This is a genomic window from Stenotrophomonas sp. FR024, assembly GCF_047500745.2.
Taxonomy (GTDB): domain Bacteria; phylum Pseudomonadota; class Gammaproteobacteria; order Xanthomonadales; family Xanthomonadaceae; genus Stenotrophomonas; species Stenotrophomonas maltophilia_A.
In genome coordinates this window covers 271,710-293,335 of record NZ_JAXAXM020000004.1, presented here as the reverse complement: position 1 = coordinate 293,335, position 21,626 = coordinate 271,710, and the positions used below count along the sequence as shown (strand labels likewise).

The 21,626-nt window shown below is 64.4% G+C and carries 21 protein-coding genes and 1 other RNA gene; 13 read left to right on the top strand and 9 right to left on the bottom strand.

Translation table 11 applies throughout. The features are described from left to right. Positions 1 to 417 precede the first annotated feature (417 nt). Entirely contained in the window at positions 418 to 1,026 is a 609-nt protein-coding gene (locus ACMZ91_RS06980) for a hypothetical protein (RefSeq protein ID WP_111118560.1), read from the top strand. Between the two features lie 53 nt (positions 1,027 to 1,079). Here the strand turns inward: ACMZ91_RS06980 and ACMZ91_RS06975 are convergent, their stop codons facing one another. After that, positions 1,080 to 2,831: a type 4 pilus major pilin gene (locus ACMZ91_RS06975; protein WP_111118559.1), complete on the bottom strand. Its 1,752-nt coding sequence runs from the start codon at positions 2,829 to 2,831 to the stop codon at positions 1,080 to 1,082. Continuing rightward, the gene (locus ACMZ91_RS06970; RefSeq protein ID WP_111118558.1) at positions 2,828 to 3,193 is read right to left on the bottom strand and encodes a conjugal transfer protein TraD; all 366 of its coding nucleotides are present in this window, start codon (positions 3,191 to 3,193) and stop codon (positions 2,828 to 2,830) included. The genes ACMZ91_RS06975 and ACMZ91_RS06970 overlap by 4 nt, the downstream gene beginning before the upstream one ends. A gap of 462 nt (positions 3,194 to 3,655) precedes the next feature. On the opposite strand from ACMZ91_RS06970, the gene ACMZ91_RS06965 reads away from it, so the two are divergent. Next, the gene (locus ACMZ91_RS06965) at positions 3,656 to 5,521 is read left to right on the top strand and encodes a MobA/MobL family protein (RefSeq protein ID WP_258391271.1); all 1,866 of its coding nucleotides are present in this window, start codon (positions 3,656 to 3,658) and stop codon (positions 5,519 to 5,521) included. Here the strand turns inward: ACMZ91_RS06965 and ACMZ91_RS06960 are convergent. Continuing rightward, positions 5,487 to 5,834: a helix-turn-helix domain-containing protein gene (locus tag ACMZ91_RS06960; protein ID WP_258391272.1), complete on the bottom strand. Its 348-nt coding sequence runs from the start codon at positions 5,832 to 5,834 to the stop codon at positions 5,487 to 5,489. The genes ACMZ91_RS06965 and ACMZ91_RS06960 overlap by 35 nt on opposite strands. 106 nt (positions 5,835 to 5,940) lie before the next feature. Between ACMZ91_RS06960 and ACMZ91_RS06955 the strand changes: the two genes are divergently transcribed. The 4 genes from ACMZ91_RS06955 to ACMZ91_RS06940 all read left to right on the top strand — a co-directional run bounded on the left by ACMZ91_RS06955 (position 5,941) and on the right by ACMZ91_RS06940 (position 9,992). Then, positions 5,941 to 6,249: a hypothetical protein gene (locus ACMZ91_RS06955; RefSeq protein WP_111118557.1), complete on the top strand. Its 309-nt coding sequence runs from the start codon at positions 5,941 to 5,943 to the stop codon at positions 6,247 to 6,249. A gap of 478 nt (positions 6,250 to 6,727) precedes the next feature. Further along, positions 6,728 to 7,936, top strand: coding sequence for a DNA cytosine methyltransferase (locus ACMZ91_RS06950; RefSeq protein ID WP_111118555.1), 1,209 nt, complete (start codon positions 6,728 to 6,730; stop codon positions 7,934 to 7,936). After that, entirely contained in the window at positions 7,936 to 8,853 is a 918-nt protein-coding gene (locus tag ACMZ91_RS06945) for a NotI family restriction endonuclease (protein WP_414578132.1), read from the top strand. The genes ACMZ91_RS06950 and ACMZ91_RS06945 overlap by 1 nt, the downstream gene beginning before the upstream one ends. A 962-nt stretch (positions 8,854 to 9,815) precedes the next feature. Beyond that, positions 9,816 to 9,992 (top strand): hypothetical protein, encoded by a 177-nt coding sequence (locus ACMZ91_RS06940; protein WP_176556913.1) that lies wholly within the window; start codon positions 9,816 to 9,818, stop codon positions 9,990 to 9,992. A gap of 265 nt (positions 9,993 to 10,257) precedes the next feature. Here the strand turns inward: ACMZ91_RS06940 and ACMZ91_RS06935 are convergent, their stop codons facing one another. Next, positions 10,258 to 11,832: a tyrosine-type recombinase/integrase gene (locus ACMZ91_RS06935; RefSeq protein ID WP_414578002.1), complete on the bottom strand. Its 1,575-nt coding sequence runs from the start codon at positions 11,830 to 11,832 to the stop codon at positions 10,258 to 10,260. Between the two features lie 119 nt (positions 11,833 to 11,951). Then, positions 11,952 to 12,344, bottom strand: a transfer-messenger RNA (tmRNA) gene (ssrA, locus tag ACMZ91_RS06930). A gap of 489 nt (positions 12,345 to 12,833) precedes the next feature. Here ssrA and ACMZ91_RS06925 point away from each other — a divergent pair. Both ACMZ91_RS06925 and ACMZ91_RS06920 read left to right on the top strand, forming a co-directional pair. Then, a complete protein-coding gene (locus tag ACMZ91_RS06925; RefSeq protein WP_262220589.1) occupies positions 12,834 to 13,286 on the top strand; it encodes a GNAT family N-acetyltransferase in 453 nt (150 codons plus the stop codon). Between the two features lie 141 nt (positions 13,287 to 13,427). Further along, positions 13,428 to 14,000, top strand: a complete 573-nt coding sequence (locus ACMZ91_RS06920) for a hypothetical protein (RefSeq protein WP_197655779.1) — start codon at positions 13,428 to 13,430, stop codon at positions 13,998 to 14,000. A 101-nt stretch (positions 14,001 to 14,101) separates the two neighbouring features. Here ACMZ91_RS06920 and smpB read toward each other — a convergent pair whose 3' ends face one another. Further along, a complete protein-coding gene (smpB, locus tag ACMZ91_RS06915) occupies positions 14,102 to 14,605 on the bottom strand; it encodes an SsrA-binding protein SmpB (RefSeq protein ID WP_010484447.1) in 504 nt (167 codons plus the stop codon). Positions 14,606 to 14,662: 57 nt separating this feature from the next. Between smpB and ACMZ91_RS06910 the strand changes: the two genes are divergently transcribed. Both ACMZ91_RS06910 and ACMZ91_RS06905 read left to right on the top strand, forming a co-directional pair. After that, entirely contained in the window at positions 14,663 to 15,088 is a 426-nt protein-coding gene (locus tag ACMZ91_RS06910; protein ID WP_010484449.1) for a type II toxin-antitoxin system RatA family toxin, read from the top strand. Between the two features lie 3 nt (positions 15,089 to 15,091). Next, positions 15,092 to 15,349, top strand: coding sequence for an RnfH family protein (locus ACMZ91_RS06905; RefSeq protein WP_032128285.1), 258 nt, complete (start codon positions 15,092 to 15,094; stop codon positions 15,347 to 15,349). Between the two features lie 36 nt (positions 15,350 to 15,385). Here ACMZ91_RS06905 and ACMZ91_RS06900 read toward each other — a convergent pair whose 3' ends face one another. Next, on the bottom strand, positions 15,386 to 15,778 hold the full coding sequence (locus tag ACMZ91_RS06900; RefSeq protein ID WP_010484453.1) for an outer membrane protein assembly factor BamE: 393 nt from the start codon (positions 15,776 to 15,778) through the stop codon (positions 15,386 to 15,388). A 103-nt stretch (positions 15,779 to 15,881) separates the two neighbouring features. On the opposite strand from ACMZ91_RS06900, the gene fur reads away from it, so the two are divergent. Beyond that, on the top strand, positions 15,882 to 16,289 hold the full coding sequence (gene fur / locus ACMZ91_RS06895) for a ferric iron uptake transcriptional regulator (RefSeq protein ID WP_005409235.1): 408 nt from the start codon (positions 15,882 to 15,884) through the stop codon (positions 16,287 to 16,289). A gap of 58 nt (positions 16,290 to 16,347) precedes the next feature. On the opposite strand, the gene ACMZ91_RS06890 is transcribed toward fur, so the two are convergent. Next, positions 16,348 to 17,592: an SGNH/GDSL hydrolase family protein gene (locus ACMZ91_RS06890; RefSeq protein ID WP_197655780.1), complete on the bottom strand. Its 1,245-nt coding sequence runs from the start codon at positions 17,590 to 17,592 to the stop codon at positions 16,348 to 16,350. Between the two features lie 97 nt (positions 17,593 to 17,689). Here ACMZ91_RS06890 and ACMZ91_RS06885 point away from each other — a divergent pair, with 97 nt between their 5' ends. Then, on the top strand, positions 17,690 to 18,607 hold the full coding sequence (locus ACMZ91_RS06885) for a LysR family transcriptional regulator (protein ID WP_197655781.1): 918 nt from the start codon (positions 17,690 to 17,692) through the stop codon (positions 18,605 to 18,607). Positions 18,608 to 18,728: 121 nt separating this feature from the next. Here the strand turns inward: ACMZ91_RS06885 and recN are convergent, their stop codons facing one another. Beyond that, positions 18,729 to 20,390, bottom strand: a complete 1,662-nt coding sequence (gene recN, locus ACMZ91_RS06880; RefSeq protein WP_197655782.1) for a DNA repair protein RecN — start codon at positions 20,388 to 20,390, stop codon at positions 18,729 to 18,731. A gap of 115 nt (positions 20,391 to 20,505) precedes the next feature. Between recN and hrcA the strand changes: the two genes are divergently transcribed. Beyond that, on the top strand, positions 20,506 to 21,570 hold the full coding sequence (gene hrcA / locus ACMZ91_RS06875; RefSeq protein WP_032128289.1) for a heat-inducible transcriptional repressor HrcA: 1,065 nt from the start codon (positions 20,506 to 20,508) through the stop codon (positions 21,568 to 21,570). The last annotated feature ends 56 nt before the right edge of the window (positions 21,571 to 21,626 follow it).

Sequence of the window (21,626 nt, the reverse complement as noted above, 5' to 3'; positions counted from 1 at the left end):
CTTTTGATGGCGACCAAGGACGAACGGCTTCGCGGACACATCCCCCCCAAGGAGAGGGTGGGAAATTTCTGAAGTGGTTTAGTGATGTCGAAAGCGAGAGAAGATGGCGGTTGCCGACATTGCTTGACGGCATCGGACCGCGATTGCGCCGCGGCGTCGAACTTCGCAGCGGCGTAGAGCAGCCAATAAAAAAGCCCGGAAACCCACGCTGGTGGAATTTCCGGGCTTCTCCGGTCCTTGACGAACCGTTCGTTGGTGGAGGTGGGCGGATCGTCCCAGCACCTCTTTCTAAGCAGTTGAACTGCAAGGAAAAGTTGCCGGGCCCGCTCCCTCAAAACGATACCTCAAACGATACCCAATCGTAGCATGCAGGCACGGTAAGGGGCTCGTGGGCGGCCGTTCTCGAAAGAGGACGGCATGCTGTGGAAACTTGTGGCGGTGATGGCTTTGTTGGCCGGCGTTCCGGCCTGGGCGCAGGGCGGTTCGATTCCGCCCACCGGAACGGAGCAGGGTTGGAAGGGGCTGCACCTGGCGGAACTGGTAAGCGAGCCCGGGGAAGGCCTGAGCGATTTCATGCTGCGCATTGCCCCGGTCCTGGACCAGCACACCCGTGAAAGCGGCCACGAGGTTTGCGGCATGGTCGCCCAGTCTGCGGATGCAGAGCGGTTTGGCATCCGCTTGGGCACGACGAAAGGGGCGATGACCTGTTCCATGTCGCGGTCCAACGTGCCCGACGGCATGCACGCCCTGAACGTCTCTATCCACTCTCATCCCCACACCCGTTCAGTGCTGCCGACCGCCGCAGACGTGTCCTTCTACGCGGAAAATCCGCTGTCGTCGGGCCGAATGGTGAAGCGTGGGCGTTCTGAGCGTGTGGGCGGCGCCTACTTCTCAAGCGGCGATTATGCCGCCGGCCCGGGCTACCTGGTGGCAGAAGGTCAGTTGCTCTACCAGGAGGGCAAAGGGACCGAACGAAACCTGGGCCACTTCGTTGTTACGCCGGGGGAGTTGGCGGAACCCAAATAAACCGAAATGAAGCCAAGAGGAAGCCCCGCAATGCGGGGCTTTCTGATGCTACGTCAGGGCAGAACGCGGTAGTAAAACGCAACGCTGCCGCGTATGACGGAGCCATTGTCAGTGGAGGCGTTGCCACGAAACTCAAACTCCACGCGCTTACCGTTGAAGCTGAGAACCTGGTTGCTAGCCGTGAATGACGTCGGGCTTCCCGGACGTGCGGTGTTGCTGCTGCTCCCACCGCCAGTGATGGTTGCAGTGATGCCATTGAACGTGATTTCTATCTGTCCATTGCCCCGCACTGGTCCCCAACTGCTGGACCACTCGGAACTCTGGCCCGCCAGGTAAGTCCAGCTCGTGGCTTCGGTCAACGTGCGGTTGCCCACGGTTCCGTAGGCATTGGCCACAGACAGATTGACGAATCCCGAGGTAACCACCAGCCCCTGCGTGGCGCAGGTGTTGGATGTAGTCCCCCACCCGCTGGTAGCCGTGTAGGTGCCGCTCCAGCTATCCGACGTGCTCGACACCGGCGAGCCGGTGGCGGCCGGGCACACCCAGGACGTGGTGCGCGTGCCGTTCTCGACGCGGCTGCGCTGCTGCCAGTGCTCGCCCACCTGGCCAGCCGGGCAACCGACGTTTTGGCGTTCGGCCGGCGCGTCGCGGGAGATGGCCACGGAGGTAGGCGACGGAGCCACGCACGCGGGCGCGCAGGTGCTGGAAACAGTCGTCCACGGTCCATAGGTCCCCGTGGCCCAGGCCTCGTAAGGCCCGCCCACCTCGCCGCAATAGCCCTCTCGTTGCTGCCAGTGCTCGCCCACTTGGCCAGCTGGGCAACCCACGTTTTGAGATTGCGTCGGCGGCACCGTGCAGACCGGCAAAACCGTCGGCGTGCTCGGAGGTAAAACTCCCGGCGTTGGCGGCGGGGTCGTCGGTGTCGCTGGTGCTGGCGGGGCCGTAGGCACGGCTGGGGGTGGTGCTGAGGGCGTGCCAGGCGTCACCACGCCAGGCGTTCCAGGCACAGCATCGCCCACGCTGGGGGCTCCATTGACCGGGGCGACTGGCGTGGCTGGGTTGGTCGGGTTCACCGATGGCGGAGCCGTAGGCAGCGCGATGGACGACACCGCAACCGACGAGCCGGACGCCAGACCGGAGAAATACACGAAGCCCAGGCGGTCCCCGCCGTGCTGCTCGCACGCAACGGCGGCGCTGGCCGGGTCGTATTTGTTGTTCACATAGACGCTCTCGCCATTGACCTGCGCATCGGCCACGGCCGGGTCACCGGCCATCGCGGCAACCAGCTTGGCGCATGCCGCCTGGGGCACGTCGCGGGTTTCGACTAAAAACGAGTCGTTTCCACGTTTCACCGTGTTAGGCAAGAACGACACCAAGCCGCCCCATGCGTTGCGTAAGCCATCGCTGTGCCGCAGCCGCTGCGCGGCCAGCCCATCGGTTCGCACGAGGGACGTGGACAGCCCAGAGTAGCCGCCCAGGATTCCTAGGCTGCGGTCGATGGCGTTGGCGGTTTCACTGAAATCTAGTTGAGTTTGTTTCACGTCGGCGGCCACCGATGTGGGGCCAAACAGCAGCCAGCCGGCGGCCGCCATGGCCGACAGTGCGGCGAGCACCAACAACACTTCCACCAGCGTATAGCCGCTCGGCTTCTGGCCACGCGGAGCGTTTGGCGGGGGCGTCGGGCACTCCGTCTTGCGCTTGCGACGCGCGTCGAGCAGGTCGCCCAGCGAGCCCAGGAAGTGAGCACGCAGGGCTTCCCGCTGCTGTTCAAGCAGCGGGTCCGTGGGTCTCTTATCGTCGCTCATGACCGGGCCGCCTCTCGTGCGGCCGCACGAGCTTCGAGGTGTTTGATGCCGCGCTCGCGTAGTGCGTCCCGCCTTTGTGGTTCGCGCTCGAGTTGGCTGGCGATGACCAAAAGGGCACCGACTATCTCTGCCTCATCCCAGCCATCGGCACCTGCTGCGATGACCAGGCCGCCCAAGCCAATCTTGCGATGCGCATCGGCCGAGCGGAACAGTTTGGCGCGCTCCTTGGCCTTGTCGCGCGCGGCTTGGCGGGCCTGCCTCTCTTTCTCTTGCTTCTCAGCGACCAGGAGTTTTGCTTGTTCCTTCGCCGCGGCTTCCAACATCTTCGCCAGTTTTAGTTTTTGCTTTTCAATATCTGCCACGGCACGCCTGCATTAAGTCCTGATAAATCATGCAAGCAGATTCAGCGCGGAGCGCAAGGGGGCAGCGCCCATTTTCTGGCGCGAGCGAGCAGCGAGCGCCGCTTTTGACTTTGGCTAAAAAGTTGACAGTTCCGTTGTGCATGTAACTCTGATTCAGGGGGCCAGCGAGCGCAGCGAGCAGCCCCGGTTCTCTTGAGTTTGATGCGGGTGCGAAGCGCCCAAAGAAAACAACAAGAGCGCACTTAGAGTAATCCCTTCGGGATTACGTGCGGTCAGGGGCTTCGCCCCCGACACCCCGGCGCGCTTCGCACGCCAGCCCCCCATTGCTCGCCCCCCAAGGGGCTGCGCTCGGAGACTGGATTGGCGATTTACCACCTCACTGCTAAGGCTTACTCGCGCTCGGGAGGACACTCGTCCACCGCTGGCGCTGCCTATCGTGCAGGGGTGCGGATTGAAGATGCATTGACCGGGACTGTCCACGACTACACGCGCCGCCAAGGCGTCGCGTTTTCGGCGCTCTGCCTTCCCGGCGGACAGACCGCCGACCGGGCCGAGTTTTGGAATCGGGTCGAGGCCCACCACAAGCGTGGAGACGCCATTACTTGCCGCGAGGTGGAGGTGGCGCTTCCTGCCGAGCTCTCTGCCGAGAAGCGCCAAGAACTGGCGCATGGCTTTGCCCGCCATTTGGCCGAGCGCTACGGCGTGGCCGCTGACGTGGCCATCCACGAACCGAGCAAGGGCGGGGACGGGCGCAATCACCACGCCCACATTTTGCTCAGCGCGTGCAGCGTCAACCCAGACGGAAGCTTGGGGAAGAAGGCTGTGGCGTTGGACCCGATTGCGTGCAAGCGCGCCAAGCAACCCACACTGGCCGAAAGGGAACGCGAGTTCTGGGCCACTGCCGTCAACCGCCTGCTGGCCAGCGAAGGCATGGCTGCACGCGTGGACCATCGTTCGTTGTTGAGCCAGCAGGCCGCGGCCGTCCAAAACGATGACTTCGGCATGGCGGCCCAGTTGGACCGCCCGGCCACCAAACACGAAGGCAAAGCGGTCACCCAAGCCCGCCGCCGTGGCGAACGGTTGCCGCGCGCCAAGCGAAACGACCGGGTCCGCCGAGCGGCCGACAGCCGCGTCATCGCCCACGCCGAGCGCTTCGAGGCATTGAGAGCCCAAGCCGCAGCCGAGGGGCGCTTGGCCCATGTGGACGAGCAAGCCCTGCACGCACAAGCGCTTCTGGAACGCCGCAAAGAATCGGCGGTGCGCTTGCGCGCTGCTGCCCAGCCATCCCCCACCGAGGCCCCACGCCATGACCGAACTACCACCAATCCCCAGCGCCGACGCGCCCCCGCTCTCACGCGAGATAGCGTTGATGCTCTCCGAGTCAGAAAACCCGGAGTTGGCAACGAGCGCATGCCTGCGCTGCGCCCACTCCACAACCTTAACCCTGGGCTGGCCGGTGGCGGACGACCAGCCGCCGAAGGGGCCGGATTTAGTCGTGTTTTGCGGACAGATGCACCGCGACATCACGACCCTCGTCCGGCGGTGCTCCGCATTCCAGTCCAACTCCTGACGCCCAAGCCAGGGGCCGCCGTCCAGGCGCGTGCACAGCGTCCCGCTGCGCACAAAGCCGGAGCATCCATGCCCCGGCCGGCCCCCGTTGGGGGCGGTCAGCAGGGAAAGGGGGCGGCAGGCATCGAGCGCGCTTCACGCAAAACCACACCCGACAGACAGGCAGAACTCATGGCAGGCGAGCAAGTCGCAAAAAGCTTGGACGAGATGATTGAACGGATGTTTAAGGTGGCGCGCCGGGCCCTTCAGTCCAGCAATGCCACGCCTGAGCAGCGTTCTGTCTCTCGCACGCTCCTCCAACGGCGTGACGACTTGGCCGAAAAGCGCCAGGCGCATGAGGATGCCAAACAAGCCAGGGAGGACGCCAGGCTGGCCCGCCGCAGGGCCGTGGCCGATGCCAACACGTTCTCGGTGCCCACCGATTTGCGCTCCACGTTGCTGCGCAAGGTAGGACGGCCTACCGCGAAAGACCGGGCGGCGCAGGCGATGCAAGAACAGAGGCAGCAGGCCCGGATCCAGGAGCAGCAGGCCCGCGCGTTGCGCGAGCAGACCAAAGAAGCCACAGACAAGGCCGGGGTGGCGTTCGAGCTAGCAACAGCGGATTTCCTGACGCAGTTCCCGCACCAGTTCCCGCCCGCCAAACCCACTGCCGAGCTTGCACCGACGCGGGACATGTCCCCAGCGCCGCCGACCCCGGACCAAGCCGTGCGACCACCGGAGCCGGTCAATCCGCCCCGCCGTCCGTCGCGGCGGCCTTGAGGAGGGCGGCGACGGCCTTGGCGCGTTGCTCCGGAGACAACTGAGCAAGCGCCAGCACCGCGTCCGCCGTGGCCTCGTCCTCGGCGACGAGGTAGGCCATGGGGACCTGCAGCACCTCGGCAAGCTTCCCCAGGCCGTCCAGGTCGATGCCCCTGGCCTGGCTCTCGTAACGGTTGACCCGATTGGCCGCCACGTGTTTTTCAAGCCCCATTTTCAGCCCCAGCGCCCGCTGGCTGGGCACGTCGCGTAACGCACGGGCTTGCTTCAGCCGAGCGGCAAACAGGGCGCGGGGGTTGGGTGGGGCCTTGGGCACGGGCAGGACCGAAACGACGAGCAAACCACAGCATGACGGCGGGGCTCCCTTTGAGGTAGTTTCTACCTGAAAGGTAGCATCCCGCTGCCTGCCAATGGAATGACTGATGAGCTACCAGCCTGCGCCGACCGTCTCAGTGATGAGCCCACAAGCCCGTTTCACCCTGTGCTTTTGCATCGCTGTCCTGCTGACCGGGCCGTTTGGGCTCATCATCGGGCCGGTGCTGTCCCGCCTGCTGCGGCGGAAGGCAGAACGGCTTCATCCGGGAGCCGCCTATGCCGCAGCCCAGCGCAGTGCGGGGCATTTCAACGCAGGCCAACTTTGGGCAATCACTCTTTGTGGCATTTTTGGCATCATCGGCCTCCTGATGTTGCTTCCAACGTTGCTCTTCCTCGCGCTCAGCGTCGTCGCGTAGAGAGGTTCCATCCAGAGCGCAGCGTGGGATCCCATTCAGGACCCTAGCGACCGTCGGCATGACAAAGGAGCACATGTGGCTCCGTTTGGTTGGCTTCCTGTCTCATCTCACGAGACGGGAAGCCGCTACTATGACCGACTACGTAAGGTTCTTCCCGACAGCCGCCGATCGGGCTCCGGTTCGAGCCCCCGGGTAGGGCCTCGCCAGTTGCCGATGGGCACATATTTGGATACACAAACGTGTATCCATGCGACACTTAAGCCATGATGAGCAAAGATGCTGGACTTCGTATCCGCGTGGCGCTGCAACTCCGCGAGGCGTTCCAAGCGGCGTGTTTGGCCGAAAATCGGCCAGCATCAGAAGTTCTGCGTGAGTTCATGCAGGCATTCGCCGACCGGCATCAAGACGGACGGCAACCGGACATGTTCGCGGCACCTGCTACCAGAAAGAGGCGCCGATCAACCAAGAGAAATACGATATGAGCCTCAAATCATTGGACTTGTTTGCAGGTGCGGGCGGCCTGTCCGAGGGGCTGCGCGAAGCAGGGTTTACGCCGCTTTATGCCAACGAGATTTCGCCTCGCTATGCTCAGACCTATGCGATTAACCATCCGAAGACTCAGGTGGACAGCCGCGATATCCGGCAGGTCGATGCACGTAAAATCCGCAATCGCCTCGGATTGAAGCGAGGCGAGCTTGACTTGGTGGCTGGCGGTCCGCCGTGCCAAGGGTTTTCGATCAATGCGCCGAAGCGTTCCACCGAGGATAGGCGGAATCATCTATTCCGAGAATACCTGCGTTTCGTCGCCGAATTTCAGCCGCGCACGGTCATGATTGAGAACGTGCCCGGCATGGTGTCGTATGAGGGCGGAGCGACACTGGATGCGATCCTTGAATCACTGAAACAGCTTGGCTACGACGCCGACGTGCGCATCCTGTATGCGCCCCATTACGGCGTCCCCCAAACCCGGTGGCGAACGATCATTCTTGGCGGGCGAGATGGCCTGAACCCTGCGGAACTATTCCCTGAACCGCTGCGCAGCGCGCCAGTCCGTGTGAACTTCACTGCACAGTTTGCCGGTCGGAGTCTGGTCGCCCTGCCACGTTCACTGGAACTGCCGTCACATGTCACAGTGCGTGATGCCATCGGTGATTTGCCCATTCTGACCAATGGTGAACTCGGTGCGGCAGAGAAGCCTTATGGGAGTGTGGCCAGCAATCCATATCAGCAGCTGATGCGCATTGGATCGACAGGGGTAACTTGTCACGAGGCCCCGCGGTTGGGAAAAATAAACATGGATCGCCTAGCTTTCATTCCGCCAGGCGGAAACTGGACGGACATTCCCGAAGCGCTGCTGCCGCGGGGGATGCGCATGGCGCGACGCAGTGACCACACTAAGCGTTATGGGCGTGTCGACCCTGATGGATTGGCATCGACCATTCTGACGAAATGTGATCCGCATTGGGGAGCTTACTTCCACTACGATCAAGAGCGTGCTTTCACGGTGCGCGAGGCAGCGCGCATTCAGTCATTCCCCGACACCTATATGTTCTGCGGCTCCCGGGTAGAGCAATACGAACAGGTCGGCAATGCTGTTCCGCCGTTGTTGGGCGCGGCCGTGGGTCGAGCCATCGCCCACGCGCTTCAAAGTGGGCGCAAGTCTCGTCGCAAAGTCGGCGCAGCCTAATGGCGGGAAAAATATGGGAGTTCTTCGGGTATCGCGCTGATGACTGCTCAGCAGCCGCTGTGCAGGCCGCAGACTCTAGACAATGCCCATTTCTAGGCGAGGTTTGCGAAAAGCGTCTGAGCGATGGCGAGATAGCGGGCGTTTGCACTATCAAACCGGTAAAGTCTGAGCCAGTGATCTGCTGCCCGATTCGCTTATACGCCGAGAACTACAAGGTGCTGTCCGACGTGGCGCGCATCGCATTCGGCGGGGATCTGCTGTTGTTTGCTGGTGCTGAAGCCGCCAAGATTGCACGACGTGAAGAGCGACCGGTGGTTGCAGTATTCGGCAAACGCTGGGGTGGCGAACTGCGTCTCCCCCAGAAGGACGGCATAGGAAGCTACTTCGTCGATTGGGTTTTGGCGCTGCTAGATGCCAAAGGCGCTTTGCAGGAGTTTATCGCCGTCGAAGTGCAGACTATTGACACCACTGGCAACTACCGCAACGGACGGCAGGGCCTGCTGACGCCGACACGAACGAACCCGGCGACGACGGCAGGTCTAAACTGGGAAAACGTAAACAAACGTATCTTGCCGCAGCTTATCTACAAGGGACAGGTTTTGCAGCGAGAGGAACTATGCCGCAAGGGCTTGTTCTTCGTCTCACCCGGGCCCGTGTATCAGCGCATCATGGGCCGGCTAGGCGGTGCTGCCGGCTTGGTGCGCTATGCACTACAACCGGCTTCGATTACTTTCCTTGCCTACGAACACGACACAGCGCTGAATCTGCCTGCCGGCGCACTTGTTCCTTTGCGTGCGTTAATGCCGCACTCAACGACGGTCTACAAGGTGCAGGAGGCGTTCAACAACGTGACGCTGCCCGACGAGAATGTCTATCGAGACGCCATCGTGGCTGCGCTGAACGGGCCACGACGATAACCGAGCGGCCCAGCTTTAAGAAAGCTAAGCTACGGGCGGCTGGCGCGGCACGAAACTCATCTTTTAGATGAGGCGCTTGCCATCTCGCAGGTTTCCAAGAATAAGACGCCCCCGGCTTGACAAAAGCCGAGGGCGTTTTATTTTGATTTCACGGCCCCCGAGTTTGACCGACTCGGAGGCGAGCAAGGTAGATGACAGCTACGACATGCCCAGGCAAGGCCCCTTGAGGCCACTCTAACAAGCCTGGACGGACCCGCAAGCCCCTCCTCCTTTCTCTCCTCCCTGTCTGCCCAGCCCGAAGGCCGTTGGTAGCCGTAACTCGTTGCCGGTGGAAAGACCGGCTGCGCACAAGGATATCTGGGAGCCCGCAAGGGCTTGGGTTGACCCCACCAGGGTGCGCAGGCTTTGAAGCAGGGGGACCGGGCGCTGTATGGCCTGCAACCTGCGCCAACCAGGTAGTTCAAGCGTCGCAGAGGCGTGGGGAGTGCTCAATCTGGCCCCACTCGTGTGCCCTGTCGCGGTCCGACTATCAGCGGTTTGTGGCCCAAGGATGGCAGCTAGGATGATATTTCTCAGCGACGGCTGGGGAGCGGGCAAGCCCACAGGAGAGACGCCACATAGTGGTGACGGAACCCTGAGCCGGCGCGGTTGGACCGCGTGAATCCGTCGTAGCGGTGTAGTCCTTCTATCACCGCGCCCGACTGTCGGGCCGTCCTTCGGGGCGGTAACCAACGGGGGCCAAGTCACCCCTGCCGCTTCGCGCGGAGGTCCTAGGGGAGACTTTGCCCTTCATCGTCGGGGGGAGCCGGAGGCGACCCCCAAGATGAAGGGCAAAGCAGGGGGGCTTAGCGAAGCTTTAAGGGGAAGATGGGCAGGCCCGTGCAGGCTTTTCCTGTTTCAGGAAAGCGTATCGGCGCATGTCGGCCCCTTGCGCATCCAGCGAGATGCGCTAAAAACTGTTGATGGACAGTGCCACCCGCCGAGCCGCCGCCAAGGCGGCAGACAAACTTCTGAAAGCCGCCGGTTACGACACGCGGGGCAAAAACTTGCGCAAGACCATGAAGAAGAAACGCAAAGCGGCCCATGTTGCCCGTCAAGGGAAAAAGACCGGGAAAATGCGCGGCAGCCTGGCGCGCTGAAAAATATTTCACCGGTTGTTAGGTTAAAGACTTGCAAGCGCCTGAAATGCATGAGAAAACATAGGGGTCGGCAACGTTCACCGCCCTTTGGGTGGCTTAGAAAGACCCGCCGATTGTTCACCGCCCTCCGGGTGGCTTAGAAAAACATGTTCACCGCCCTTTGGGGCGGATAGTAGGTTCCCCCATAGGGGGTAGTGAATCCTGGCGATGCCGCTAGTATTCAGTCTGGTTTCCCCATTGGGGATAGCAACACCAAAGCCCTCGCTCACGCGGGGGCTTTGCTTTTCTTGGCTTGGCGCGTCTTTGCGGCTTTCTCCCTGCGACGCTCGATGTGGGCCACTTGCTTGAAGGCCCGGTCAAACTGCCCCGGCACGTAAGCCGGCAGCGCAACAGGCGGCCCGTATTCGTTCAACGCCGCATAGCGCTTGGGAATGGTGCCTGGGTTCACGTAATGCTTGAGGCCGCTGGGCAGGGTCAAGTCGTGCCCGGTGATTTCCTGGGTCACCTGGATGGCCGTCCCAAGTTCGTTGACCAGCGTGTTGGCCACGTTGTGCCGGAAGCAGTGGAACGACTTCAATCGGCCGGTCAGGCCGCGCTTGATGGCGTAGGCGCGGAACTGGTCGCCCATCGTGTCCCCGTAGCCGCCGGCTTCCGAATGCTGGAGGTGCGGGAACAGGCGGTCGAACCCGGCACGCTTCACGTCCTCGACGAACGTCAGAAACCCGGCCTGCAGCACGGTATCGGACAGGGGAACGAAGCGCGAAGAATGCGTGTTCTTCAGCCGCTGGTCCGGGCGTAGGGCGCGGATGTGGATGCCCCAATGGCCGCCCACCTCTGCAACGTCGTCCACGTAGAGCTGGGCCACCTCGTTGACGCGCGCCCCCGTGGCCACGCCCAGGATGGAGCCGAACCAGCGGTGCGGGTATTTGCTGGCCCACAGCGGGAATGCCTCGGTATCAAAGAGCGCGGCCAGCTCTTCTGGCGTGAACGGTTCGCGGGTCGGGGCGTCGGTTTGGGACTTGGAGCGGTTCATGATGGCCTTGTGCGGGGCTTTGGGGATAAGGGCCTCGTCGGCCTGAGCGTTGAAAAACGCGGCCAGGTGGTCGCGGCGCTTCTCCTGGGTGCGTTCCAGCAGGGTCGGGTGGCCGCCTCTTTTGGCCTTCGCCAGCACTTCCTTGGGCGTCAGGCCACGAAACTCGGCCTTCTTGCTGGCGTTGGCCGGGTAGACCGCCAGCGCATCCAGAAAAGCCCGCACGTCCGTCGCCGTCACGTCTTCAATGGGCTTGTCGTCGCCCAGGGCGAGGAACAGCCGCAGGGTGTATTCCGTATCCATCACGTTGCGCACGGCGCGCTGGGCCCGCCGCATATCGTTGAGGTAGACGTCGATGCGCTCGGACAGGAGCGGGCCGGAGGGAGGCGCAGGCGGTGCCAGCGGGCGTGGGGGCTCCCAGCCGTGCATGCCGGCCATGAGCGGATCTTTTGCCGCCAGGGCGTTCAAGTCCTGCACGGTCTGCCGAAACAGCCGGCGGTCCTCGGCCGTGTTGATTTCCACGCCGCCGAGCGTCAGCCCGTTGGGCAGCCGCACTTGCTGGATGGTCAGGTCGTTGTGCCCGTTCTCGCGCACCCGTCGCAAGATGTCCTTGATGTCGTCGTTCACCATCGCCCCTGTTCGAATGGCTCGGAAAGACTCCGATAGTGCCACCGCCATGCGTGCAGCGACCAGCCTGGCGGTATCGCCTCGGCCGGGCAGGGCACGAACAAGGAAGCGGCAACCCAGCACCTGGCGTAAATCCACGGGCACAAGAAAGCGGGCGTAAAGCCCGCTGGCGCGCTTCAACAAGAAGGGTTTGGGCAAAACGATACCTCAAACGATACCTGAAAGGGGTATCGTTTGAGGCGCGTTTTCTACCAAAAAGCCTTGAAAAATCAATGCACTTAGCGTAGATTTCAAGGCGAGAATGGTGGAGGTGGGCGGAATTGAACCGCCGTCCGAAGGCACTCCATCCCCAGCACTACATGCTTAGCTCACCGTTGAATCTCATCCCCGAGCAGCACGGTGTGCAAAGCGCACCCGGGAACCAGCCTGTTGTGTTCTAGTGCCGGACTGACAGGCAGCCGCCCAGCGCGATTCCATGATAATGACTCTACGCTGCGAGCATGGACACAAGCAGTTTCGAGGCTCCGCCTAAGTCGGCAGAAGGTCACGCACCGCAGTTTTTAGGCTGCGAGAGCGACCGGAGCGTAGTTGTCGTCGTTGGCAACTAGAGTTTTGCAGCTGGATTTACGAGGAAAGCTACCCCCTCGGCATGCGCCAGGCGACTTCACAACCCCCGTCGAAACCAATGCACCCCCGGTTTCTTCAAGCATTGCAAGGCTTTGGGGTCAGTGCCGTCATGAAAGCTGACACTGACCCTGCCCAACGAGACGGATCTTACGGCAATCTTCCTGAACAGTCACGCGGGTGAGCGTCCGGCTCCCAGCTGATTGGCACGTTGCGATTCCTTGGGGCGCCGTGCTCGAATTTCCGGATACCACTCCACGGGGGGCTCATGGCCATTTCCGTCAGCCCCGGCAACTGGGGACAGTATCGGATCGGGCAAGAGGTGCGCGGTGGCATGCTGTCGGCTGAATCGTCCTGGTACATCCAGCCACACGCAGATCGGGCGGCGAAGGCCCTCGCGGCAGCGTTTCCGGCAACAGGTCCTGCATCAGGGCTGCAGGCCGATCTGTTGTTGAAGGCAGTGGCATCGGTCTGTGCTCAAGACGGGCCGCAATAGCGCCAAACGCTGAAGCGGGCCGGCGTAGGTGCGATCAGGCTTGATAGCATCCAGATTCCTGAAGTTGAGCCAGTGGAAGGACGCCATGACGCTAGATGTTGCAGTAACAGATGAACCCAGCGACGAAGCGCTGGAGGTGATTGGCACTGGCTTGGACCAATTCAATCTGGAGGCTGCAGGGTATGCCGATCGACGCGCGCTGGCGGTACTGGTTACCGATCCGGCCAGCGGCAAGGTGGTAGGGGGCCTTACCGGGCGAACCTCACTGGGCATGTGGTTCGTGGATCTGTTCCATCTGCCAGCGGCCCATCGCGGCAACGGGCTGGGGTCGCGTGTGCTGAAGGCCGCAGAGGATGAAGCGCGGCGTCGCGGTTGCCGTTCCGGCGTGCTGTACACCCTCAGCTTCCAGGCGCCCGACTTCTATGTGAAGCATGGATGGGTCGTGTTCGGCCGGGTGCCATGCGATCCGGCCGGCACATGCAGGGTGTTCCTCAGCAAGGATCTGTCGGTGGGGTGAGCGCTGCGGGCGAGCCGCGCGTCCTGTCAATCCGCAACTTGTTGTAGAGCGTCTGTCATAGCGGATTGCTAACTTCGTGGACACGAATTTGCGACACACTGGCGATGACCATCCGAGCCAGGACAGACACGGAGACCATGGGTGACCGATGCAAGCCAACAACGCAGCCTGCGGCAGCTGATCGGGCCGGTCGGTGCCGACTACCAGCGGCGTGCGTTGCCGCCGGGCTGGGTCTGGGCGGTGCTGGCGGTGCTGCTGGCGGCCACCTGGGTGACGGAGTTGCCGGCCACGGCAGCTGCGGCACTGGTCGCCAGCGCGGTGGTGGTGCACTGGTCGCAGCGCGGCCGCATCCATTGGCTGGGGTGGCGCCTGCCGGGCCTGGCGGTGCTGGCTGCCCTGCTGTGGGGGCCGGAGGTGCTGTCGCAGTGGTTCGAGCACGGGCTGGCTGTGGTGCTGATGTCGCTGGCCAGTCTCAGCATCGGCGTGCATGTGTGGCAGTCGCGACAGATGGCACGCCAGCTGCAGGGCGCGGCCGATGCACTGGACGACGCCCAGTTGCTGGCGTTGCTGCCGGCTGATGCCGCGAACCTGGCCAAACAGTGGCGCTTGGGCGATGACCGTTACGCACCGGAGCTGGCGGTAGTGATGCACCTGGCGGTGATGCACGCGGCGCTGTCGCCGCGGATGCGCAGGCAGGGCATGCTGGCGGGGTGACCCGCCTTTTGTAGAGTCGGGCCATGCTCGACTTCGGCGTTCCACAAATACCGTAAAGCAGTCGAGCATTGCTCGACTCTACATGGTCGTTCGCAGCCGCCTTACGCGTCGCGGTTGCCGCGACGCATCACGCGCTGCTTCTCGATCGCCCAGTCGCGGTCCTTGGCGGCATCGCGCTTGTCGTGGGTCTGCTTGCCCTTGGCCAGCGCGACTTCGAGCTTGATCTTGTTCTTGCTCCAGTACATCGCGGTGGGCACGATCGTGTAGCCATCGCGCTCGACCTTGCCGACCAGCTTGTCGATCTCGCTCCGGTGCAGCAGCAGCTTGCGATCGCGCCGGTCGTTGGCCACGACATGGGTCGAGGCCTGGATCAACGGAGTGATCTGCGCGCCGATCAGGAAGATCTCACCATCCTTCACGTAGGCGTAGGCGTCGACGATGTTGCCGCGGCCAGCACGGATCGATTTCACCTCCCAGCCCTGCAGGGCCAGGCCGGCTTCGAAGCGGTCTTCGATGTGGTACTCGTGGCGGGCACGCTTGTTCAACGCGATGGTTTTGTTGGCCGTCGCGCTCTTTGCTTTATCCTTGCCGCTGTTCTTGCTCATTTCCGTATTGTCTCCGATTCGGGCCCGCCCGGTCGATTGCCGAAACGTCCTGTATTCATGCCTACTATCCGCCGCAGCGCCCTGGTCGAACATTCGGCCGCGCGCATGTTCGACCTGGTCAATGATGTCCAGGCCTATCCGCGCCGTTTCCGCTGGTGTTCGGCTGCCCAGATCCTGGAGCAGGGCGAGGACCGGCTGGTAGCGCGCCTGGACCTGGGCCTGGGCTCGTTCAGCACCTGGTTCCAGACTGAAAACACACTGCAGCGCCCGCACAGCATCGATATGCAGCTGCGCGATGGCCCGTTCAAGCAGCTGCACGGCCGCTGGGAGTTCCATGCGCTGGCCGAAGATGCCTGCAAGGTCACCCTGACCCTGGACTTCGAGCCCAGTTCACGCCTGCTCGGTCCGGCGCTGGCGTTGGGCTTCCAGAGCCTGGCCGACCGCATGGTCAACGACTTCATCCGCGTTGCCGACGAGGCCTGAGCGATGATCGAGGTCGAGGTGGTGCTGGCCTGGCCGCAGCGGGTGCTTTCGCGCCGGTTGCAGCTGGACGAGGGCGCGACCGTGGCCGAGGCCATTGCCGCTGCTGCGCTGGAAGGCAGTGCCGACTGCCCGGCGGCGGCCGTGCATGGGCTGCTGGCGCGCCCGCAGCAGGTGCTGCTGGATGGCGACCGCATCGAGCTGCTACGCCCGTTGCAGGCCGACCCCAAGGACAACCGCCGGCGTCGCGCGCTCGGCGGTTGATTCCTGTCGCCCGTCCGCGAGGACGGGCAGGGGGCGTCAGCGACCCTTCTTCTTCTTGTCCTTCGGCAGATTGCGGCCGAACTGGCGCACGGTCTGCTGGGCCAGGGCCTTGTCGTTACCCGGGAAGTAATCGCCTTCCCAGCGGGTCACGTTGTCATTGTCGAAGAACACGGTGAAGTTCTTCACCTCGGTACGGCCCAGGCGGTTCACGCGCTGGCTGGAGGTGTAGTCCCAGCGCTGGGCGTGGAACGGGTCCGGAATGGACGGGGTGCCCAGCAGCGCAGTGACCTGCTGCTTGCTCTGCCCGACCTGCAGCTTGGCCACGGCATCTTCCCGGATCAGGTTGCCCTGATAGATGGGTTGCTTGTAGATGATGCCGCACCCGGTGGTGGACAGGGCGACGGCGGCGACCAACAGGAGATTGCGCATCGGGACTGGCGGTTGGGGAAATCAAACCGATGATACACTCCCGGCGTGCCACCGCGACCCAATCCGAGGCAGCTGGCGCTAAATCGCCAATGAACGGAGACCTATGGAAACCCACGACCTGCGAAAAGTCGGCCTGAAGGTGACCCATCCACGGATGCGGATCCTGGCGCTGCTTGAACAGCGCAATGCCCAGCACCACATGACCGCCGAAGACATCTACCGCCAGCTGCTCGAGCATGGCGACGAGATCGGCCTGGCGACGGTCTACCGGGTGCTGACCCAGTTCGAGGCCGCCGGCCTCGTGCTCAAGCACAATTTCGAAGGCGGCCAGGCCGTCTACGAGCTGGACCGTGGCGGCCACCACGACCATATGGTCGACGTGGACAGCGGCAAGATCATCGAGTTCGAAAGCCACGAGATCGAGGAGCTGCAGCGCAAGATCGCGGCCGACCACGGCTATGAGCTGGAAGAGCATTCGCTGGTGCTGTACGTGCGCAAGAAGCGCAAGTAAGCCGTTCCAGCCAGCTGGATGCGACGAAACCCCGGGCCTGCCCGGGGTTTTTCGTTGCTTACGGCAGATCCGCGCCATGTGTGAGGGGCCCCATCAACACCTCCAGATCCACCGCCTCGGCCATGGCCCGGTTACCCGCATCGCCCGGATGCAGGTGGTCGCCGGAGTCGTAGGCCGCGGTCATCCGTGGAGGGTCGGCCGGATCGCGCAGCGCCGCATCCAGGTCGATCACCGCATCGAACGGGCTGTCGCTGCGCAGCCAGGCATTGAGCTGTTGGCGCAGGGCCTCCTTGTCCGGCTGGTAGTAGTCGTCCAGCGGCGTGCCGGGCAGGGCGCCGGCGAACGGCGTCAGGGTGGCGCCGAGGATGCGTAGACCCCGCCGATGGGCCTGCTCGGCCAGGGTGCGATACCCCGCCTGCAGTTCGGCCAGCGTGGGCCGGGCCTGGTTCCGGGCGAAGGCGGTGCCGGGCCAGCTGATGTCATTGATGCCGATCAGCACGACTACGCTGACCACGCCTGGTTGATCCAGCACGTCACGCCGGAAGCGGGCCAGGGCGGATTCGCCCATGCCATCGCGCAGCAGCCGCCCCCCGGAAATACCGGCGTTGACCACGGCAACGCCCCGCGGTGCCAGACGCGTCGCCAGATGGTCGGTCCAGCGCTGGTCCTGATCGAGGCTGGCGGTGGCGCCATCGGTAATCGAGTCGCCGATCACCACCACGCTGCGTGCGCTGGCAGCGGCCTCGACCTCGATACCGGCCAGGAACAGGCGGGCAGTGGTGCTGCTGGCCCCGCTCAGAGCCTGGGCCAAGCTCTGGTCGCCGGGCGCAATCCAACTGGTCTGCCGACCCTCCCAGTGGAACGTTTGCACGGGCGTCGGCCCCGGCACAAAGACACTGATCTGCAACGCCTGGTGGTCATCCGTGGCCAGTGGCAGCGGATCGCTCAGCCGTTCCTGACCGGGGCCGATCAGCACCCCGGGCTGGCCGTCGAAGCTGAGCGGCTGCGGGGTGACACCCGCGTGTGCGGCCACGCTGGCCGCCCCGATCCGTAACGGCTGGGTGCCGTAGGCATTGCTCAGCCGCACCCGCAGCCGGGGCCCGCCCAGGCTGATACGCGCCGTCTGGCGGAAGGTCTGGTCCTGCAGCGTGGCCGGAACCAGGGTGGGGAACAGGAAATCGGCGCCCCAGACCGGTTGCGGACTGGCCTGCCAGCTGGCGACCCAGTGCGGGGCCGGGGCGGCACTGGCTGCGCTGGACAGGGCGATCAAGGCGGTCGCGGTGAGCTGGCTGAGGCGGTTCATCGGGCAATCCCGGGAGGAGGGAGGGCCATGGTGATTCTCCGTCGATCTGTGAACTAGACTGCGCATGGATAATCATCTGTGAACTGGATTCATCGCCATGGCGCGACCCGACATCAACCGATCCGGCGAACTGGAAGTGTTCGTGCGGGTGATCGAGACCGGTGGCTTCTCCGCCGCGGCCCGTACCCTGGACATGACGCCGTCGGCAGTCAGCAAGCTGGTGGCACGGCTGGAGCAACGGCTGGGTACGCGCCTGCTGCAGCGTTCCACCCGCCAGCTGCAGCTGACCCCGGAAGGCTGCGCATTCTACGAGCGTGGCCTGCGCGTGCTGGCCGACCTGGAGGAGGCCGAGCGCTGTGCCAGCGCCCATGCCGAGCCGCGCGGACGCCTGCGGGTCAATTCCAACGTGCCGTTCGGCCAGCATTTCCTGTTGCCGCTGCTGCCGGCATTCCTGGAGCGCAATCCGCAGGTGGGGGTGGATCTGACCTTGAACGACGAGGTGATCGACCTGCTTGAGCAGCGCACCGACGTGGCGGTGCGGGCCGGCCCGCTGAAGAGTTCCAGCCTGGTGGCGCGACGGCTGGGTGCGACGCGGATGATGATCGTGGCCGCGCCAGCCTACGCGCAGCGGCATGGACTGCCGCGCAACGCTGAGGAGTTGATGTTGCACAACCGTCTGGACATCGGCCATGCGCGTGCGATGCAGGGCTGGCCGCTGCTGCAGGACGGACGCGAGCGGATGGTGCTGCCCAGTGGCAATGCCCGCGCCAGCAATGGCAACGCGCTGCGGCAGCTGGTGCTGGGCGGGTTGGGCCTGGCGCGGCTGGCGACCTACCAGGTGCAGGAGGACATCGCCGCCGGACGCCTGCTGCCGGTGCTGGAAGAGGCCAATCCCGGTGACCTGGAAGAGGTCCATGCGGTGTTCCTGGGGCAGGGTGGCTACCTGCCGCTGCGGGTGCGCGCCTTCCTCGATTTCCTGGTGGAAACGGTGGATCTGGCGCGGCCACGGGGGTAGTGCCGGCCGCTGGCCGGCAACCTCATGATCTTCGTTCACCTGTGTTGGGTTGCCGGCCAGCGGCCGGCACTACCTCGCGCGTTGTAGATCCACGCCATGCGTGGATAACCGCGAACAGGCCTCAGACCTGCAGCAGCTTGCGGGCGGCGGCGCGCGCTTCCTTGCTCACTTCCACGCCGCCGAGCATGCGCGCCAGCTCTTCCTCGCGCGCCTTGCTGTCCAGCTTTTCCACTGCGCTCTGGGTCATGCCCTCCACCGGCGCCTTGCTGACGCGGTAATGCGCGTGGCCCTTGGAGGCGACCTGCGGCAGGTGGGTCACGCACAGTACCTGGCGCTTCTCGCCGAGCGCGCGCAGCTTCTGGCCGACGATGTCGGCCACCGCGCCGCCGATGCCGGAGTCGACCTCGTCGAACACCATGGTCGGCACCGCATCCAGGTCCAGCGCGGCTACTTCGATGGCCAGCGAGATACGTGACAGTTCACCGCCCGAAGCGACCTTGCGCAGCGCACGCGGTGGCTGGCCAGCGTTGGCCGCGACCAGGAACTCCACGCGCTCGGCACCCTGCGGATCGGGCTTGCCGGCATCCTGCGGCTCCAGTTCGATCAGGAACTGGCCACCGCCCATGCCGAGCTCGGCGATGATGCCGGTGGTGGTAGCCGACAGCTCGGCGGCGGCATTGCGGCGGCTGACGGTCAGCACCTCGGCCTGCACGCGCCAGGCCGCAGCGGCCTTGTCGATCTCGCCGGCCAGGCGCTGCAGGCGCTCGTCGGCACCGCGCAGCTGCTCCACTTCGGCATGCATGCGCTCGCGCTGCGCGCCCAGCTCGTCCATCGGCACGCGGTGCTTGCGGGCCAGGTCGTGCAGGCGGCCGAGGCGACGCTCGTTCTCCTCGAACTGCTCCGGGTCGGCATCAAGGTCGTCGTGCACGCGGTCCAGCAGCGACAGGGCTTCGTGCAGCTGGATCGAGGCGTTCTCGATCAGGCCGTCCACCTCGCCCAGACGCGGGTCGTGTTCGATCAGGCGCGACAGCTCGTGGCGCACCTGCTGCAGCAGGTCCAGCGCGGAACTGCCGTCGTCGCCATTGAGCTGGTTGCTGGCCGCCTGGCAGGCGCTCAGCAGGGCGCTGGCGTGGGCCTGGCGGCGGTGGCTGGCACCGAGTGCGACGATCGACTCCGGTTCCAGATCTTCGCGGTCCAGTTCGCGCAGCTGGTGCTCCAGGAAGCCGATCCGGTCACTGACGTCGCCCTGTTGCGACAGCGCCAGCGATTCATCGATCAGAGCCTGCCAGGCCGCGGCGGCGCGGCGCACCTGGCGGCGCTCGTTCTCGTTGCCGGCATAAGCGTCCAGCAGGGCCAGCTGCGACGGGCGCGTCAGCAGGGCCTGCTGTTCGTGCTGGCCGTGGATCTCCACCAGCAACGAGGCCAGGTCGCCCAGCTGGGCCAGGGTCACCGGACGGCCATTGATCCACGCCCGCGAACCGCCGTCGGCACGGATCACGCGGCGCAGCTGGCATTGTTCCTCGTCGTCCAGCTCGTTGTCGGCCAGCCACTGGCGCGCGGCCTGCAGCTGGTCCAGCGCGAACTCGGCGGAAAGTTCGGCGCGCGCAGCGCCGTGGCGGACCACGCCACTGTCGGCGCGCAGGCCGGACAGGAAGCCCAGCGCGTCGACCATCAGCGACTTGCCGGCGCCGGTCTCGCCTGAAACCACGGTCATGCCTGGCCCGAACTCCAGTTCGGTGGCGCGGACGACGGCAAAATCCTTGATCGAAAGATGTCTGAGCATGGGTAAGGGGGTATCAGCAGCCGCGCAACGCTAGCACGCGGGCGAGGGAGGTCCAATGACTTGCCAAGGTGATGCGCCGCCATTATCTAGTGTCCGTGTCTCACAGGTTGATTCCATGCACGGTTCTCCCGACCAGCTTGCCCCGCGTGCGCGCCATCTGCTGCGCACGCTGATTGCGCGTTACATCCAGGACGGCGAGCCGGTCGGCTCGCAGACGCTGGCGCGCGTGGCCGGCCTGGAGGTCAGCCCGGCCACCATCCGCAACATTCTCGGCGACCTGGAAGACCTGGGGCTGCTGGCCTCGCCGCACACCTCGGCCGGGCGCATCCCGACCGCGCATGGCTATCGGGTGTTCGTCGACAGCCTGCTGCAGATGCAGCCGCCGGGCGAGGGCGAGCTGGCCCGGTTGCGCCAGGAGCTGGCCAGCGGCGGCAGCACCCAGGCCCTGCTCGGCAGCGCCTCGGAGCTGCTGTCGGCGATGAGTCACTTCGTCGGCGTGGTCAGCGCGCCACGGCGCGAGCAGTTCGCCTTCCGACAGATCGATTTCGTGGCGCTGGACGGGCGCCGGGTGCTGGCGATCCTGGTGTTCGCCGACAACGAGGTGCAGAACCGGGTCATCGAGACCCGTCAGGACTTCGCGCCAGGCCAGCTGGAGCAGGTCGCCAACTACCTCAATGCCCATTTCGCTGGCCTGCCGATGGCCGAGATCCGCACCCGCCTGCTGCTGGAGCTGCGCGATGCCCGTTCCGAGCTGGAGCAGCTGCTGGCGCACAGCATCGAACTGGCCGAGCAGGCCCTGCAGCCGGCCGCCGACGACATGCTGGTGGCCGGCCAGACCCGGCTGATGGGGGTGCAGGACCTGTCGGACCTGGAGCGCCTGCGCGAACTGTTCGAGCTGTTCTCCAGCAAGCGCGAGATCCTGCAGCTGCTTGAGCGCACCATCCAGGCCCCGGGGGTGCGCATCTTCATCGGCGAGGAGACCGGCATGATGCCGTTGCAGGGGGTCTCGCTGGTCACCGCCCCGTACACCGCCAATGGCCAGGTACTGGGCGTGCTGGGCGTGATCGGCCCCAAGCGGATGGCCTACGACCGCATGATTCCGCTGGTCCAGGCCACTGCCGATGTGCTTGGCGCGGCCTTTTCACCGGCCGGGCGCACTCCCGGCACATCCGACGCTTGAAACGCAGCATCCCGCCCACACTAGGGTGGGTGGAGGCGGAGATTGACCGCCAGGGA

What these genes read in the sequence shown, in the direction of transcription:
- ACMZ91_RS06980 (WP_111118560.1), top strand. Translation starts at nt 418, where the DNA reads ATGCTGTGGAAACTTGTGGCGGTGATGGCTTTGTTGGCCGGCGTTCCG.
- ACMZ91_RS06975 (WP_111118559.1), bottom strand. Translation starts at nt 2,831, where the DNA reads ATGAGCGACGATAAGAGACCCACGGACCCGCTGCTTGAACAGCAGCGG.
- ACMZ91_RS06955 (WP_111118557.1), top strand. Translation starts at nt 5,941, where the DNA reads ATGAGCTACCAGCCTGCGCCGACCGTCTCAGTGATGAGCCCACAAGCC.
- ACMZ91_RS06950 (WP_111118555.1), top strand. Translation starts at nt 6,728, where the DNA reads ATGAGCCTCAAATCATTGGACTTGTTTGCAGGTGCGGGCGGCCTGTCC.
- ACMZ91_RS06945 (WP_414578132.1), top strand. Translation starts at nt 7,936, where the DNA reads ATGGCGGGAAAAATATGGGAGTTCTTCGGGTATCGCGCTGATGACTGC.
- ACMZ91_RS06940 (WP_176556913.1), top strand. Translation starts at nt 9,816, where the DNA reads ATGGACAGTGCCACCCGCCGAGCCGCCGCCAAGGCGGCAGACAAACTT.
- smpB (WP_010484447.1), bottom strand. Translation starts at nt 14,605, where the DNA reads ATGAGCAAGAACAGCGGCAAGGATAAAGCAAAGAGCGCGACGGCCAAC.
- ACMZ91_RS06910 (WP_010484449.1), top strand. Translation starts at nt 14,663, where the DNA reads ATGCCTACTATCCGCCGCAGCGCCCTGGTCGAACATTCGGCCGCGCGC.
- ACMZ91_RS06905 (WP_032128285.1), top strand. Translation starts at nt 15,092, where the DNA reads ATGATCGAGGTCGAGGTGGTGCTGGCCTGGCCGCAGCGGGTGCTTTCG.
- ACMZ91_RS06900 (WP_010484453.1), bottom strand. Translation starts at nt 15,778, where the DNA reads ATGCGCAATCTCCTGTTGGTCGCCGCCGTCGCCCTGTCCACCACCGGG.
- fur (WP_005409235.1), top strand. Translation starts at nt 15,882, where the DNA reads ATGGAAACCCACGACCTGCGAAAAGTCGGCCTGAAGGTGACCCATCCA.
- ACMZ91_RS06890 (WP_197655780.1), bottom strand. Translation starts at nt 17,592, where the DNA reads ATGAACCGCCTCAGCCAGCTCACCGCGACCGCCTTGATCGCCCTGTCC.
- ACMZ91_RS06885 (WP_197655781.1), top strand. Translation starts at nt 17,690, where the DNA reads ATGGCGCGACCCGACATCAACCGATCCGGCGAACTGGAAGTGTTCGTG.
- recN (WP_197655782.1), bottom strand. Translation starts at nt 20,390, where the DNA reads ATGCTCAGACATCTTTCGATCAAGGATTTTGCCGTCGTCCGCGCCACC.
- hrcA (WP_032128289.1), top strand. Translation starts at nt 20,506, where the DNA reads ATGCACGGTTCTCCCGACCAGCTTGCCCCGCGTGCGCGCCATCTGCTG.